General features: G+C 52.8%; 12 protein-coding genes. All 12 read left to right on the top strand.

The features are described 5' to 3' along the window. The first annotated feature begins 82 nt into the window (after window positions 1-82). Window positions 83-655, top strand: a complete 573-nt coding sequence (gene rsxA, locus DWB84_RS03710) for an electron transport complex subunit RsxA (protein WP_187408390.1) — start codon at window positions 83-85, stop codon at window positions 653-655. A 3-nt stretch (window positions 656-658) separates the two neighbouring features. Beyond that, complete coding sequence (gene rsxB / locus DWB84_RS03705) at window positions 659-1,270, top strand: electron transport complex subunit RsxB (protein WP_187408389.1); 612 nt, start codon at window positions 659-661, stop codon at window positions 1,268-1,270. Continuing rightward, window positions 1,267-3,504 carry an electron transport complex subunit RsxC gene (gene rsxC / locus DWB84_RS03700; protein WP_187408388.1) on the top strand — a complete coding sequence of 746 codons (2,238 nt, stop codon included), beginning with the start codon at window positions 1,267-1,269 and terminating at the stop codon, window positions 3,502-3,504. The genes rsxB and rsxC overlap by 4 nt, the downstream gene beginning before the upstream one ends. A gap of 38 nt (window positions 3,505-3,542) precedes the next feature. Beyond that, window positions 3,543-4,604, top strand: coding sequence for an electron transport complex subunit RsxD (gene rsxD, locus DWB84_RS03695; protein WP_187408387.1), 1,062 nt, complete (start codon window positions 3,543-3,545; stop codon window positions 4,602-4,604). Between the two features lie 5 nt (window positions 4,605-4,609). Beyond that, the gene (rsxG, locus tag DWB84_RS03690; protein WP_187408386.1) at window positions 4,610-5,251 is read left to right on the top strand and encodes an electron transport complex subunit RsxG; all 642 of its coding nucleotides are present in this window, start codon (window positions 4,610-4,612) and stop codon (window positions 5,249-5,251) included. Window positions 5,252-5,273: 22 nt separating this feature from the next. Further along, window positions 5,274-5,990 carry an electron transport complex subunit E gene (locus tag DWB84_RS03685; RefSeq protein ID WP_187408385.1) on the top strand — a complete coding sequence of 239 codons (717 nt, stop codon included), beginning with the start codon at window positions 5,274-5,276 and terminating at the stop codon, window positions 5,988-5,990. A gap of 140 nt (window positions 5,991-6,130) precedes the next feature. Further along, complete coding sequence (locus DWB84_RS03680) at window positions 6,131-7,237, top strand: hypothetical protein (protein WP_187408384.1); 1,107 nt, start codon at window positions 6,131-6,133, stop codon at window positions 7,235-7,237. Window positions 7,238-7,245: 8 nt separating this feature from the next. Further along, the gene (locus tag DWB84_RS03675; RefSeq protein WP_187408383.1) at window positions 7,246-7,938 is read left to right on the top strand and encodes a hypothetical protein; all 693 of its coding nucleotides are present in this window, start codon (window positions 7,246-7,248) and stop codon (window positions 7,936-7,938) included. 450 nt (window positions 7,939-8,388) lie between these two features. Next, window positions 8,389-9,471 carry an efflux RND transporter periplasmic adaptor subunit gene (locus DWB84_RS03670; protein ID WP_187408382.1) on the top strand — a complete coding sequence of 361 codons (1,083 nt, stop codon included), beginning with the start codon at window positions 8,389-8,391 and terminating at the stop codon, window positions 9,469-9,471. Further along, a complete protein-coding gene (locus DWB84_RS03665; RefSeq protein ID WP_187408381.1) occupies window positions 9,468-12,581 on the top strand; it encodes an efflux RND transporter permease subunit in 3,114 nt (1,037 codons plus the stop codon). Before DWB84_RS03670 ends, DWB84_RS03665 begins: the two co-directional genes overlap by 4 nt. Before the next feature lie 393 nt (window positions 12,582-12,974). After that, window positions 12,975-14,312, top strand: coding sequence for an ammonium transporter (locus tag DWB84_RS03660; protein ID WP_255428803.1), 1,338 nt, complete (start codon window positions 12,975-12,977; stop codon window positions 14,310-14,312). Further along, window positions 14,309-14,974: a hypothetical protein gene (locus DWB84_RS03655; RefSeq protein WP_187408380.1), complete on the top strand. Its 666-nt coding sequence runs from the start codon at window positions 14,309-14,311 to the stop codon at window positions 14,972-14,974. The genes DWB84_RS03660 and DWB84_RS03655 overlap by 4 nt, the downstream gene beginning before the upstream one ends. Window positions 14,975-15,018 lie beyond the last annotated feature (44 nt).

The following is a 15,018-nucleotide window of genomic DNA, read 5'->3' as shown; positions in this document are numbered from 1 at the left end:
TCCGTAAAGACACCTTTCATTTTCTGCCCGAATGCTGTTAACTGCGCCCGCCCGCAAGCCTGCCAAAAAGACATGATGGCCTATGGATTTTTTTGTCATTCTGCTTAGCACCGTTTTGGTCAATAACTTCGTACTCGCTCAGTTTCTGGGGCTGTGCCCGTTTATGGGTGTCTCCAACAAGCTGGAGAGCGCCATCGGCATGAGCGCAGCCACTACGTTTGTGCTGACTCTGGCCAGTATCTGCACTTATATGGTGAACACCTGGGTGCTAAATCCCCTGGGTTTGTCATTTCTGCGCACCGTCTCTTTTATTCTGGTGATTGCTGCCGTGGTGCAGTTCGCCAAGATGTTTATCGAAAAAACCAGTCCCCTGCTCTACCGGGTACTTGGCGTTTTCCTGCCTTTGATCACGGTTAATTGCGCCGTGTTGGGTGCGGCTTTGCAAAACACCAATAAGGCCCATACCTTCAGCCAATCAGCCCTTTACGGCTTCGGCGCCGCCTTGGGATTCAGCTTGGTATTGGTGCTGTTCTCTGCCATGCGTGAGCGCTTGGCGGCGGCGGATGTGCCGGTACCGTTCAAAGGTGCGGCGGTCGGCATGATCACGGCGGGTCTAATGTCTCTGGCCTTTATGGGATTCGCAGGTTTGGTGTAACCCATGATTGACGTATTACTAAATCACCCCGTCATTTCCGCCCTGGTGGCATTGGGCGGACTATCCGTTGTTTTCGGGGCGGTGCTCGGTTTTGCCGCCGTTAAATTCAAGGTGGAAGGCGATCCGCTGGTGGAGCAGATCGACAAGCTGCTGCCGCAAACCCAGTGCGGCCAGTGCGGTTACCCCGGCTGCCGTCCTTACGCCGAAGCCATTGCCGGTGGCGACCTTATCAATAAATGTCCTCCGGGCGGTCAGGCGACCGTCAATAATCTCGCCGATCTGCTGGGTGTTTCTCCGCCCACTTTGGATGCGGAAGAAGACAGCAACGTGAAGAAAGTGGCGTTTATCCGCGAAGACGAGTGCATTGGTTGCACCAAGTGTCTGCAAGCCTGTCCAGTGGACGCCATAGTCGGCGCCGCCAAACAAATGCATACCGTGCTCACCGACGAATGCACCGGCTGCGATTTGTGCGTTGAGCCCTGCCCAGTAGATTGCATCGATATGATCCCCGTGCCTACCACCCTGAAAGACTGGGGCTGGCAGATGCCCAAGCCCGCCAAAGGTCCCTTCATCATTGCGACGGATAGAACCAATCCGCAGGAGCACGCCGCATGAGAAAGATCTGGGATATTCACGGCGGTGTTCATCCTCCAGAGAACAAACACCAATCGCTGCGCGATCCGCTGGCGACTATTGCGCTGCCCAATATTCTGGTGTTGCCGCTCAACCAACATATCGGCAGCCCGGCTACGCCGGTTGTCCAGGTTGGCCAGAAAGTTCTTAAAGGCGAGTTGATTGCCGACGCTCAAGGTATTTTCTCCGCCTGTATTCACGCGCCGACTTCGGGAGAAATTGTGGCGATCGAAGATCGTCCTATTGCTCACCCCTCCGGCCTGAGCGCACCCTGTATTGTTCTGCGCCCTGACGGTTTGGATCAGTGGACTGAGCTGACGCCTTGCGAAGCGCCGGAAACCCTGGATCACGCAACCTTGGTTGAGAAGATTCGCCGCGCCGGTCTGGCGGGCATGGGCGGCGCGGGCTTCCCCACGGCAGTCAAACTCAATCCGCGCTCGACCGACAAAATTGAAACGCTGATTCTCAACGGCACCGAATGCGAACCCTATATCACCGCCGACGACATGCTGATGCGGGTTCACGCCGAAGAGGTTGTGCAAGGTGCACTGCTGCTGGCGCGCATCGTCGGCAACCCGAAAGAAATCCTGATCGGTATTGAAGACAACAAACCTGAAGCCGTCGCCACCATGCAGGCGGCTGCACAAGGCACCGGTATTGAAGTGGTCGTGTTCCCGACCAAATATCCTTCCGGCGGCGAAAAGCAGCTGATCCAGATTCTCACAGGTAAAGAAGTCCCGAGCGGCAAAATTCCGGCGCAGATCGGCGTGCTGGTACAGAACGTCGGCACCGCCTACGCAGCCTGGCGCGCGGTGCGCTATGGCGAGCCGTTGATTGAGCGTATTACCACGGTGGTGGGTGAATCTCTCGATATCCAACGCAATATCCGTGTCCTTATAGGTACGCCCATCGCTCATGTGCTGGAGCAACACGGTTTCGCCGCACGCAACTGCGCCCGCGTGATTATTGGCGGACCTATGATGGGCTACAGCATCGAGGATCTGCAGGTGCCGGTGGTTAAGACCACTAACTGCGTACTGGCGCCGAGCCACGCCGAAATGCCACCTGCGCCACCCGCGCAAGCCTGTATCCGCTGCGGTATGTGCGCGCAAGCCTGCCCTGCCAACCTGTTGCCGCAGCAGTTGTATTGGTACGCCCAGGCGGAAGATTTTGATCGTTTGGAAAATCACAACCTGTTCGACTGCATCGAATGCGGTGCCTGCACGTTTGTGTGCCCGAGCGCAATTCCGCTGGTGCAGTACTACCGCGCGGCCAAAACCGAAATTCGCCGCAAAGAAGCGGAAAAACAAAAATCCGATCGCGCCCGCGAACGTTTCGAACAGCGCAAAGAGCGCATCGCCAAAGCCGAGGCGGAAAAAGAAGCCAAACGCTTAGCGCGCAAAAAAGCGGCGGAAGCTGTAAAAGCGCAAATGGAAGAACCCAAAGCCGCACCAGCGGTGCAAACCTTTGATCCCGTAGCGGTTGCGCAAAATAAGGCTGAATCCCTTGAGGATAAAGACAGCATCGGCAAAAAACTCACGCGCCAGTTGGAAAGCGTAAAAGGCCGCGTGGAACATCTGACGCAACAAATTGCGGAATGCGAAGACCCGGCACGCAAAGACGCTCTGACTGCGCAACTCAAACAAGCAGAACTCAAACTCGAAGAAGCGCGCAAAAAGCTCGACGATTTTGAACGCGGCATCAGTGCGCCACTGGAACAACGCCTGGAAAAAGTAGCCCAGAAAGTTCAGCTGTCGCCGCTTGAAGCTCAGCGCAATGCCATTGCTACCATCGAAAAACGTCTGGCGGTGGCCATAGAAAAAATGCAGGAAGCCGAGCGCGAAGAAAAACCGACGCTGCCTGCCCTTAAACAAGGGGTAGAAAAACTGCAGGAAAAACTCGCCGAAGCCCAGGCGGAATTGGCGCAGCTCGAACAACAGCAAACGGCAGAACCCACTGCCAATGCTGGCAGCAGTGAACCACAGGATGCGGCGGCGGAAGCCATTGCGCGCGCCCAGGCCAAAGCCGCTGCAGCGGCGCAGATGTCGCCAGAGGAAAAACGAGCTGAACAAATCAAGTCACTGCAAGCGCGCATCGAAAAAGCCCGCGCCAAAGTGATAGAGGCTGAAGCCAGCAATAGCGAGCATTTGCCCGCCCTGCGCACAGCCTTGGAAAAACTGGAATCCAAATTACAAGAAGCGGAGCAACAAGCGTGATGTTGTTGAATACGCGTCGAGAGCGCCAGGTGTAAGTTATGGCGTTTATCAGAGTCTCTTCTCCCCACACCCGCAGCGCCAACACCACATCCGGTGTTATGGCTCAGGTGCTGCTCGCCACTATCCCTGGATTGGCGGCTCTTACTGCGTTTTTTGGCCCCGGAAGTTTGATCAACGTGGCGCTCGCGTGCGCCCTGGCAGTCGGCTTTGAAGCCGGTATTTTATGGCTGCGCAAACGTCCGGTGATGTTTTATTTGCGCGATTTAAGCGCGCTGGTCACCGCTGTTCTGCTGGGCTTGGCGCTACCGCCTTACTGCCCTTGGTGGGTGGTGGTAGTCGGGATATTTTTCGCCATAGTCGTCGCCAAACATTTGTACGGCGGTCTCGGCTATAACCCCTTCAACCCGGCCATGGTCGGTTATGTGGTTCTGCTGATTTCCTTTCCGCTGGAAATGACCCAGTGGGCCACTCCAGCAGGCGCTTTGGCGGATGGACAATCGCTGCCGGGCATCGGCGATGCGCTCGCCAAAGTGTTTGCCGGCGTACCTTTGGACGGCTACGCCTCCGCCACCGCCTTGGAAACCTTGCAACAACGCGGTGGGCAAACGGTGGCGGACTTGTACAGCAGTGCCCCTATATTTGCCAGCGGCCGCTGGGCCGGTAATGGCTGGGAATGGGTAAACCTGGCGTTTCTGGCTGGCGGTGTTTATTTGCTCTACAAAAAAGTGTTCACCTGGCATGCGCCCGTCGCCATGCTGACCGCGCTCGGTGTGCTCGCCATTCTGTTTTATGACAACGGCAGCTCCAACAGCGCAGGCTCGCCAGTTTTCCATTGGCTGTCCGGCGCCACCATGTTGGGCGCATTTTTTATTGTGACTGACCCTGTAACATCCGCAGTCAGCACTAAAGGCCGTTTGATCTACGGCGCGGCTATTGGCGTTCTGGTATTTGTCATCCGAACCTGGGGCAATTACCCGGATGCAGTGGCCTTCGCCGTTCTGCTGATGAACTTCGCTGCGCCCTTTATCGACTACTACACCGTGCCGCGCACCTACGGCCATTCCAAGGCGCCGCGCTCCACTGCAAAACGAGGTAAGTGACGCGCATGCTCGGTCGATCCATCAGTAAAAACAGCGCCCTGCTCGCCGCCTTTGCCGCGGCGACCGCAGGCTTGATTGCCTTCACGTTTACCAGCACCGCCGGAAGAATTTCAGACGCCGAACGCCGCGCCGCGCAACGCGCTCTGTTCGAGGTAGTGCCGGAAAGCCGGCATAACAACGACTTGTTAAGCGATACCCTGACCATCCCCGCTGAAGACGCCGCCACCTTGCGCCTGAATGATCCTGCGCTGGTACACGTCGCGCGGCAGGACGGCGAGCCTGTGGCTTTCCTGTTCACCAGCACCGCACCCGACGGTTACAGCGGCGATATCCGCCTGCTGATCGGTATCAATGTCGACGGCACAGTGGCTGGCGTGCGCGCCTTGCGCCATGCGGAAACACCTGGATTGGGAGACAAAATCGAGCTGGCCAAAAGCCGCTGGATTCTCGGCTTCGACGGAAAATCCCTGGGTAACCCTTCACTTTCCGGTTGGGCAGTGAAAAAAGACGGCGGTGAATTCGATCAATTCGCCGGCGCAACCATCACCCCCAGAGCGGTCGTCAAACAAGTCAAAACGGTTTTGCAATATGTGCAGGACCATCGCGATGAACTGCTGTCCCGCGCCGGCACACAAGCGGTTGAATAACAGCGGTTAAGAGGCAACCAATATGAGTCAAGTGAATTATCGTGAGATCACCATCAACGGTTTGTGGAAAAACAACCCGGGATTGGTGCAATTACTCGGCCTCTGCCCTCTTCTCGCGGTGAGTGGCACAGTGGTCAACTCCCTCGGTCTCGGCTTGGCCACTATGTTGGTGCTTTGCGGTTCCAACGTGGCAGTCTCCTTGATTCGCAATGCCGTCAGCGACGCCGTGCGCCTGCCCGCGTTCGTGATGATCATCGCCGCCTTTACCACCTGCACCGAACTTTTGATGCAGGCATTTACTTACGAGCTGTATCAAATCCTTGGAATTTTTATTCCGCTGATTGTGACCAACTGCGTCATCCTCGGCCGCGCCGACGCGTTTGCCAGCAAGAATTCTATAGTTCCCGCCATAGTCGACGGCGTAATGATGGGCCTGGGTTTTCTGCTGGTGTTAGTGGCAATCGGCGGTGTGCGCGAACTGATTGGCGGCGGCACTCTGTTTGCCAATATGCATTTGCTGTTTGGTGAATTTGCGCGCAATTGGGAAATCCACGTATTTGGCGAAAATTACCGCGGCTTTTTAGTAGCCGTTCTCCCACCTGGCGCATTTTTGGTCACGGGTTTATTGATCGCCATAAAAAATATTATCGACAGCCGCATCGAAAAACGTCGCGCCGCGCAACAAGCGCAAACCCCAAAAGCCAGCCGCCGCGTGCGCACCACCGGGCAAATTGCCTGATTTATACCCCTAGTGAGGTGCCATTTGGCGCCTCACTTTTCCTGCCTTAAAAATCGTTAACAAAACATCATTTGAGGTTTTGGCAACGGCATTAGCTCGTGCTAACATCCCGTCCGCTTTTCTCTAAAAAAGAGTTTTCCATGAAGGATGTTGCACTTCCAAAACCGTCTATTAGCCCTTCCACGACTGTTATTACGCCGCAACAAGCCAAGAAGTTTGTTTACTTCTCCGCACAAACCCAAGGCGCCTTTGGCCGACCGGTAAAAATCGACCCACAACTGCTCCCCCATTTTCTATGCCTGGTCGATCCCTCCAGCCACCAAGGCCAAACCGTTATCCGCCATATCGAAAACCTGCGAGCCAAAGCCGGCACCGGCGACAGCTTCCAAAACGCCAACCGCGCTTTCGACTTTATGGATCACATAGGCAATGTGCGTATCCATTACAAAATTATGCAAGCAGATTCAGGTTCGCCGGTTGGGGTTTATATAACGGATATTCGGCCGGGGTATGTGGGGGACTCTGGAAGACCTGGCCTTTATCGAGCAACCAGGAGCGGTAACCAAGTAACAATCAATGAGACATCTAGCACTGTCGTATCGTCCAGCAAAGTTTTCATAAATGGCAATGTCGCCACCATTAAACAAGCTGGGTCACAGGCAATAGACTCAGCCAATGATTCCAGTGCAGCATTTTTCTATAACCCTGCACATGTAATTAATGAAATGGGGCTTTGGTTTACCCCTTCCAAGCAGGGACAACACGCTCGATACGCTGCAGAAAAACTCGCCACGATTTTGCAAACAACAGAAAATCAAGGCTCGGGGCGAGTTCATTGGAATATTTCAGGTGAAGGAGCCCAGCTATTAGCTAAAGCATTGGAAAAAATATCAACCAAACTAACCAAACACCAATTTCAGTTTCATAACCCTATTGGCAACCTGAATAATTTATTAGGCAACATAAAACAAAAACAAGGAGGCCTCGCAGAAACAGTGGTTTCCTACAACGCTTCTCAAGGGGCACTTGTTTCGTTGCTCGCACAACGATCAACACTCACAAATACAATAAAATCTCTGGTTGCGCAGGGCCACCCTCATTTTCAACCTCGTGAAAAATTGGTCAGTAAGATCTTGAATGACTCCGCAAAACAGTCTGGCGCCTTTGAATTGGCCAACAATTCAGCTAAGGGACGAGCTACATCTTTCCTCGATATCCTCAAACAAGCCAACGGCGTACGAATATGAGGCTAAGCATGGACACTTTGCGGCTGAGCAAACCACCAAATTACGATGCACTCCCGCTCGTTATTTTTAATGCAGTAGGCCACCAAATCGTGTTGCCGCTTCCAGAATATTCTGGAAGCACCCCACCCGATATAGCTCCAACAGATTTGGATATAGAAAATTATCCGTGGATTGACCCCAAGTATCCCAATCAAGAGGGCTGTCTAAGCTTAATTTATAATCTGGGCTGGAATATTCATCGAAGTGATAACGGTTCTTATATGGGCATGCTGTTCCTCGGCGTCAGCATTATGGAAAACCGGTCGAATAAATTTAACTTTATGGATGAAGACTCTTTCAAAGACTGGATGCTGACAAGAAATTCAGAGGTATATGCACCATTAAACGAAGACATCAAAAAAGACCGGGAACTTTGCGGTTTAGAATGCGACTCCAGACATTTGCTAAACTACGCCAAAACGTCTAACGATATTTTTTCAGTTGTATCTCACGACAGAAAATGGTTTGGCGAAAAGAGAGGCTTTATTCAAGGCGGGTCTGAAATTTCAATTAATTTCCGGACACCGTTAAATTCCAAATACTCTCTGAATCTCGAATTTGACTGGGGTGCAACTGCAGAAACTTACGAGGCTTTCAAAGCGGAAGTAGACGACCTCCAGCTGGAATATCTCCAAAAAGTCCGCCTAATCCCCAATACCTAAACCTCATTCGCTGAGTTATCAGTTGGTAACTCAGCGAACATCCAAATAACCTCCCCCCTCTCTTCCAACGCCCCATTTTTAACATCGAAATATTGGAACCCAATTTGCAACGTTCCGTCATGCGAGCGTTTTATTGTTGAGTTTTACACACGAATCTGTTGCTGCCTCAACAGCTGAAATCCTGAACCCAAAAACAATATTGCGCGCGCCCGTCGCCGGAAATACAAGAATACCGGGATGAACTGCTGGCACGCCAGTTGGGTACTGATTCCAAAGCAACTATCGTGAGATCGTCCTCCGCGACTGTGGAAAAGACAGCAGCGCGCGCATTTGCTTGTGGTTATGCCCTCATTTACTGCTTAACACGCAACAGTCTGCCCATTAGAACATCCGTCTTGGCTTTTCGGCGTCCATGAAATTCCGCTTCTGTTTTATTGATGGAGAAAGCCTATGCTCCCGCGTTTTTGTTACATCGTTTTTGGCGTCGCTTTTAGCGCCCTTGCCCAGGCGGCGGCTCCGCCTGCTGTGCCGGTGGTGGTTAAGACGCTTCAGCTGGAGCCATTTGCCGACACCATCGAAGCACTGGGAACGCTCAAAGCCAATGAAGCTGTAGTGATTTCTGCAACTGTGACGGATACGGTTCGCGCGGTGCACTTTGAAGACGGCCAGCGCGTGCGCAAAGGTGATGTGCTGGTGGAGATGACTGACGACGAAGAGCACGCCCTTCTGCAGGAAGCAAAAGCGGCTCTCGGAGAAGCACAGCGGCAGTACGAACGGGTTCAGTCGTTGGCCAAAACCAATCTCGCCACCGAATCTTTGCTGGATGAGAGACGCCAAGCTTTTGATTCCGCGCAGGCCAAATTGCTGGCGACTCAATCCCGCCTGGCAGATCGTTTGATCGTTGCCCCTTTTGACGGCGTTGTCGGTTTGCGCCATATCAGCGCAGGCAGTTTGGTAACGCCTGGAATTCCCCTCACCACATTGGATGATGACAGTGTTATGAAACTGGACATCACCATTCCTGCAATTTTCCTCGATGCAGTACAACCCGGCTTGCGTATTACGGCGCGATCACGCGAGCGCGAAGGTGAATTTATTGGTCTTGTCACCGCCGTTGATTCGCGTATTGATCCCATTACCCGTTCAGTCACCGTGCGCGCACGCATCGAAAATCCGGAACGGCAATTGCGGCCTGGGATGTTGATGTCAGTTGAATTGCAAAAAGCCGAAACTCTGAGCTTGCTGTTGCCGGAAGAAGCTCTGCTACAGGAAGGGTTTCGCAGTTATGTCTATCGCGTCGACAAAGGCAGTGAGCCACTTACCGTCAGTAAACAGGAAGTGAAAGCCGGCGTTCGCCGTCATGGACATGTGGTGATTACTGCCGGTCTTAATTCCGGCGATCAAATCATTACGCACGGCATTCTGCGTTTGCGCCACGGCAGCCGCGTTGCCATTCAGGCTGAACAAAAAGGCCAGGAAAGTCTCGCTGAACTGCTGCGGCAAGCCTCCCTTCAGACAGGGAATATTCCATGATTATTTCTGACGTCTGCATTAAACGACCGGTATTTGCATCGGTTATTTCACTGCTTTTGGTCGCGTTTGGCGTGCTGGCATTTCAGCGCCTTCCTTTGCGGGAATATCCGGATATAGATCCACCCATCGTGTCCATCAGAACCGAATATCCAGGTGCTGCCGCCAATGTGGTGGAAACGCGTATCACGGAAATTATCGAAGAGCGCATTGCTGGTATCGAAGGTATTCGCTATATCCAATCCTCCAGTGAAGATGGCCGCTCGGATATCACCATCGAATTCGATGTATCGCGCGATATAGATGCAGCAGCCAATGACGTACGAGACCGCGTTGCCAGAGTTTTGGACGACTTGCCGGATGAAGCGAATCTGCCGGATGTCGCCAAGGTGGATGCCAACGAAGAAGTAATCATGTGGCTGAATCTCACCAGCGATACCATGACCATGCCAGAATTAACGGATTATGCGGAGCGTTATTTGGTCGACCGATTTTCCGTGGTAAATGGTGTGGCGCAAATCCGTATCAGCGGTGGCCAGAGTTATGCTATGCGGATCTGGCTCGATCGGGTTCAACTTGCCGCCCACAATTTAACAGCCGCAGATATTGAAAAAGCCTTACGCGCGGAAAATGTCGAGCTGCCTGCTGGCAGCATCGAATCGCGCAAACAGCAATTCAGCGTGCGCCTCGACCGCGTTTTTATCGCGCCGGAAAACTTCCGCGAGCTCGTCATCAAGCGCGGTGACGACGGCCATTTGGTACGTCTCGGAGATATAGCAACCGTCGTTAAAGGCACACGAGAACACCGTCTGGATTTTCGCGGTAATGGTCAACCCATGGTGGGCATTGGCATCACCAAACAATCCACCGCCAACACCATTGATGTTGCACGCGGAGCCAAATTGGTAGCGCAACGCATCAATCCTACCCTGCCACCCGGCATGGAAATTAAACAGAGTTACGATTCTTCGATCTTTATTGAAGAAGCCATTAAAGAGGTTTATTACACCCTCGCCATCGCCATTATTCTGGTAATTCTGGTGATTTATCTGTTTCTCGGTAGCGCCCGCACTACGCTTGCGCCTGCCATTACCGTTCCCGTCTCCATCATTGCCACTTTTATCGTGTTAATGGTGATGGGATTTACCGTCAATATGCTCACCCTGCTCGCGCTGGTGCTGGCGATTGGTTTGGTGGTAGACGATGCGATTGTGGTGTTGGAGAACATTCATCGGCGAATGGATGAATATGGTGAAACACCATTGGTGGCGGCGTTCAAAGGCACCCGCCAGGTTGGCTTTGCCGTTATCGCCACCACTGCAGTTTTGATCGCGGTATTCGCACCCATTGCTGTACTGCAAGGTGATGTCGGGAGATTGTTTTCTGAATTTGCGCTCACCATGAGTGCGGCGGTATTTTTCTCCAGCCTTGTAGCTCTCACATTAGCGCCGGTTATTGCGGCCTATTGCTTAAAACCCAATACGCAGGAAACGGCCCTGGTGGCTGCTATTGATCGTGTATTTCAAACACTTCGGCGCGGTTATAACGTCTCACTACAATTTTTCCTGACACGCCCAGTCTGGATTCTCGCCTCATTTTTCACATTGATTGGCTTTTCTTACTGGCTGTTCCAACAAATTCCCGGCGAATACGTTCCCAGGGAAGACCGTGGCGCATTTTTTGTGATGATAGATGGGCCCCAGGGAGCCAGCTATGAATATATCAAGGAATATATGGACGAAGTCGAACGCCGCATGATGCCGCTGGTGGAATCCGGAGAAATTATGCGTTTGCTGGTTCGTTCGCCGCGCGGTTTTGGTGGAATTTCCGCTTTTAATAGCGGACAGGTCACCGTTGTTTTAAGTCCGTGGGAGCAGCGGCGCCCAGCTCAAGAAATTATTAATGAAGTCCGCAGCCTGCTCGCGGATTTACCCGGTGTTACATCATTCGTGGTGATGCGCCAGGGTATCGGTGGTCGCCAGAGTAAACCCGTGGAGTTTGTGATTGGCGGCGGCACCTATGAAGAATTGGCAGAATGGCGCGATATCATTTTCAGCAAAATCAACGCGAATAATCCGGGTTTCCTCGCACTCGATTCGGATTACAAAGAAAATACGCCACAAGTTCGCGTGGTCATCGATTATGACCGCGCCGCAGAGCTGGGAGTGTCGGTGCAAAATATTGGTCGCACGCTGGAATCCATGCTCGCCTCCCGCCGCGTCACGACTTTTATCGAAAAAGGTGAAGAGTACGATGTCATTATCGAAGGACGGCGCGATCAGCAAAGCAGCCCGCAGGATTTGACCAATATTTATGTGCGCTCGGAGCGCAGTGGCCAATTGATTCCGCTCGCCAACCTAGTGACATTTTCCGAGCAGGCGGCGCCGCAAAGTCTCAATCGTTACAACCGCACTCGCGCCATTACGATTAGCGCGGATCTGGAAGATCATTTGGCACTGGGCGCAGCGTTGGAACATTTGGAACAGCTGGTGCGCGAGCATTTACCGGATTACGCCATCATCGATTACAAAGGTCGTTCGCGCGATTACAAATATTCCGGTGACTCCAGCATTTTGATGTTCGGCCTCGGCATTTTGGTGATGTTCCTGGTATTGGCAGCGCAGTTCGAAAGCTACATCAGTCCTTTCGTGATTACGCTGACTGTACCCCTCGCCATGGCAGGCGGGCTGCTCGGTCTCTGGTTAACTGGCAATACGCTGAATTTATTTAGTCAGATTGGCTTGATTATGCTGATCGGCCTTGCCGCGAAAAACGGCATCCTTATTGTGGAATTCGCCAATCAGTTGCGCGATGAAGGCAAAAATGTTCGCGATGCAATTATTGAGGCATCTTTACTGCGTTTGCGGCCGATCATAATGACCAGCATTACAACCCTGGCCGGTGCTATTCCGCTGATTATTTCTTCCGGAGCTGGTTCAGAGACTCGCGCGGTACTGGGTGTAACTCTATTTGCTGGCGTTATAGTCGCAACCCTTTTTACGCTGTTTGTTGTACCCGTCACTTACCAATTGCTCGGTCGATTTGCTGATTCGCCGAAGAAAAAGCAACAGCAATTGGAGATCGAATTGCGCGCAAGCAGTGCCAAGGTTTAGCTAAAATCGTTCCCGCAAATAAACCCGGTGCAGCCTGTGCTCACCGGGTTTTATTTTGCCTGTACATCTGTTATCAGCATTTAATGCAAACGCGTTATTCAGTGCCGAACTTGCAAACGACTGCACCAACTTTTATCCGCCAGAATATACCCGCCCCAACCTAGTGCACCGAAGCATTCGCAACATCAAACAAAATGACGCATTTTGCGGTTGTTTACGGCAAACAGCTGATATTTTGCCGACTCGCGCGTTAATGCCTACCCTCATGCTCCGTTGTGGCACATCGCTTGCTCCAACGAGATCCGAACATGGAACACTGCTTATTCTTGGCGCACGTCGTCGTAACAGCTCTCTCATGGATTCCGTCCAACCGGCTCAGGAAATCACCGATTTATGTTCTTGGCCCGATGCTCGTTGCAAGCGTCTATCGCGTGTTTATTTGTCGCTTTGTTATTTTCCGCAATGCCGGCTTTTGCTGAGCCGGACGCTTCCGTAAAACAACCCTCGGATGTTATCTGGGTCGCCATTGCCGGCGCTCTCGTGTTTTTTATGCAAGCAGGTTTTGCCTTGCTGGAGAGCGGTTTATCGCGTTCCAAAAACTGCATTAATGTGGTGATGAAAAATTACACCGATGTGTGCGTCGGTAGCTTGTTTTTTTGGTTGGTGGGATTTGGCTTGATGTTCGGTGCAAATCCTTCCGGCTGGATCGGCCTTTCCGGATTCGCCTTGCACAATGCCGAACCGTGGGATTACAGCTTTTTATTGTTCCAAACCATGTTCGCCGCCACCGCCGCGACCATCGCCAGCGGTGCCATGGCGGAACGCACGCGTTTTCCCGCTTATTTATTTGCCTCAGTGGTGATTACCGCCGTGATTTATCCGATCTTCGGCAGTTGGGCCTGGGGCAACTATTTCTCAGGCAGCGGTTGGCTGGCGGAAATGGGATTTATTGATTTTGCCGGCTCTACCGTTGTGCATTCCACTGGTGGATGGTGCGCCCTGGCAGGGATTATTGCGCTCGGTCCACGACTCGGCAGATTCGGTCCGCAAGGCCGCCCTCACCTGATTGCAGGACACAACCTCAATTTCGTCGCCCTGGGCGGATTTATTCTCTGGTTTGGCTGGTTTGGATTTAACGGCGGTTCGACTTTGCAAGCGGATGCCAATATAGGCCTTATAGTTCTTAACACCCAACTGGCAGCCTCCGCAGGCGTCGCATGCGTCCTCCTCTTCTGTTTTCTCAGTCGCTCTCCCATCACCGTCCCGGCGGCCGTTAATGGCAGTCTGGCGGGATTGGTGGGGATCACCGCTGGATGCGCCACCATGGAACCTGTATGGGCGATCGTGACTGGCGCTAGTGCCGGCCTTGTGGCATACGGCGGCGAACGCTTGTTAGTGCGGTTGGGATTGGACGATGTGGTCGGCGCTGTCGCGGTACACGCTTTTGCCGGTGCCTGGGGGACTTTATGTGCGGGCGCTTTCCTGACCGGCAAATTGTTTGACCCTTCTATCATGCTGGTCCAGCTGCTGGGCGTTGGAGCTTGTTTCCTATGGTCATTCGGGGCGGCGTTTTTACTTTTCAAAGCTCTTGCCGTAATCGGCTGCTTGCGCGCTGACCCTCAGCACGAGCAACGCGGGTTGGACCTCACCGAACACGCGGAGGTCGCCTACCCCGAGTTCATCCAACATTCCATCTATAACAAAAGCAATCTGGAAAATATTGAACGATGAACATCAACCACAACGAAATGAGTTTGCGCAGACGCGCCCTTTACACGGGATTGCAACCTTTCCTACGGGACACGGAATTAATGGAAGCCTTGATCTTGTGGGAAAGCCAATACGCCGACCAACCAAAATTCGGTCTGCGTTATTACGTGGCAGATCTCGTCAAAAAAATCGGCAGACCCCAAGACCACAAACAGATGCTTGTGAATCTGGTGGCGACCATGAGCAAGTCAGCGGAAGAACTCTTGCCAGATCCGTCAGCAGCCTTGGCCGCTTACAAAACTCGCCGGGGCACCAGTACCTATGTCAATTACACGCTCGCCGAAATTGATGCGTTTTGTATGCTGGTGGATAAATGGTTGAGCCTGGTGAAATCAGCCGCGGCCATCGACATAGGCAACTTCGTCAAGAAGAACCTGTCGCGTATCAAGATCAACACTGATCTCCGCATCCAAATGGAACGCTGGCTTGAGGATGACAACCAGCACATCCGCGTACCGCGGGTGGAGATTCAAGAGTTGCGCCGCGTGATCAACTTGTTTTACATCGGCTTCTGTGAGTATTTAGGGCCGGTCCGTGCTGACGCTTTGCTGGAAGAAGCTGTCACCCGACTGAAGTCCAACGGCGGCGCAGCCTTTAGTGACGTCTTCAATAAGTTGCTCTAGGTCCACCTTCCACCGGTAACCTTTCCCAAGGTCGACAAAATACG

Origin of the sequence: Saccharophagus sp. K07, from assembly GCF_014336955.1 — a bacterium.
Taxonomy (GTDB): Bacteria; Pseudomonadota; Gammaproteobacteria; order Pseudomonadales; family Cellvibrionaceae; genus UBA5868.
This window is presented reverse-complemented; position numbering and strand designations above follow the sequence as displayed.

Excerpts from the sequence above, each read along its gene's own strand:
- DWB84_RS03660 (WP_255428803.1), top strand. The coding sequence starts at position 12,975 with ATGTTCTTGGCCCGATGCTCGTTGCAAGCGTCTATCGCGTGTTTATTT.
- DWB84_RS03680 (WP_187408384.1), top strand. The coding sequence starts at position 6,131 with ATGAAGGATGTTGCACTTCCAAAACCGTCTATTAGCCCTTCCACGACT.
- DWB84_RS03670 (WP_187408382.1), top strand. The coding sequence starts at position 8,389 with ATGCTCCCGCGTTTTTGTTACATCGTTTTTGGCGTCGCTTTTAGCGCC.
- rsxB (WP_187408389.1), top strand. The coding sequence starts at position 659 with ATGATTGACGTATTACTAAATCACCCCGTCATTTCCGCCCTGGTGGCA.
- rsxA (WP_187408390.1), top strand. The coding sequence starts at position 83 with ATGGATTTTTTTGTCATTCTGCTTAGCACCGTTTTGGTCAATAACTTC.
- DWB84_RS03685 (WP_187408385.1), top strand. The coding sequence starts at position 5,274 with ATGAGTCAAGTGAATTATCGTGAGATCACCATCAACGGTTTGTGGAAA.
- rsxG (WP_187408386.1), top strand. The coding sequence starts at position 4,610 with ATGCTCGGTCGATCCATCAGTAAAAACAGCGCCCTGCTCGCCGCCTTT.
- DWB84_RS03655 (WP_187408380.1), top strand. The coding sequence starts at position 14,309 with ATGAACATCAACCACAACGAAATGAGTTTGCGCAGACGCGCCCTTTAC.
- rsxC (WP_187408388.1), top strand. The coding sequence starts at position 1,267 with ATGAGAAAGATCTGGGATATTCACGGCGGTGTTCATCCTCCAGAGAAC.
- DWB84_RS03665 (WP_187408381.1), top strand. The coding sequence starts at position 9,468 with ATGATTATTTCTGACGTCTGCATTAAACGACCGGTATTTGCATCGGTT.
- rsxD (WP_187408387.1), top strand. The coding sequence starts at position 3,543 with ATGGCGTTTATCAGAGTCTCTTCTCCCCACACCCGCAGCGCCAACACC.
- DWB84_RS03675 (WP_187408383.1), top strand. The coding sequence starts at position 7,246 with ATGGACACTTTGCGGCTGAGCAAACCACCAAATTACGATGCACTCCCG.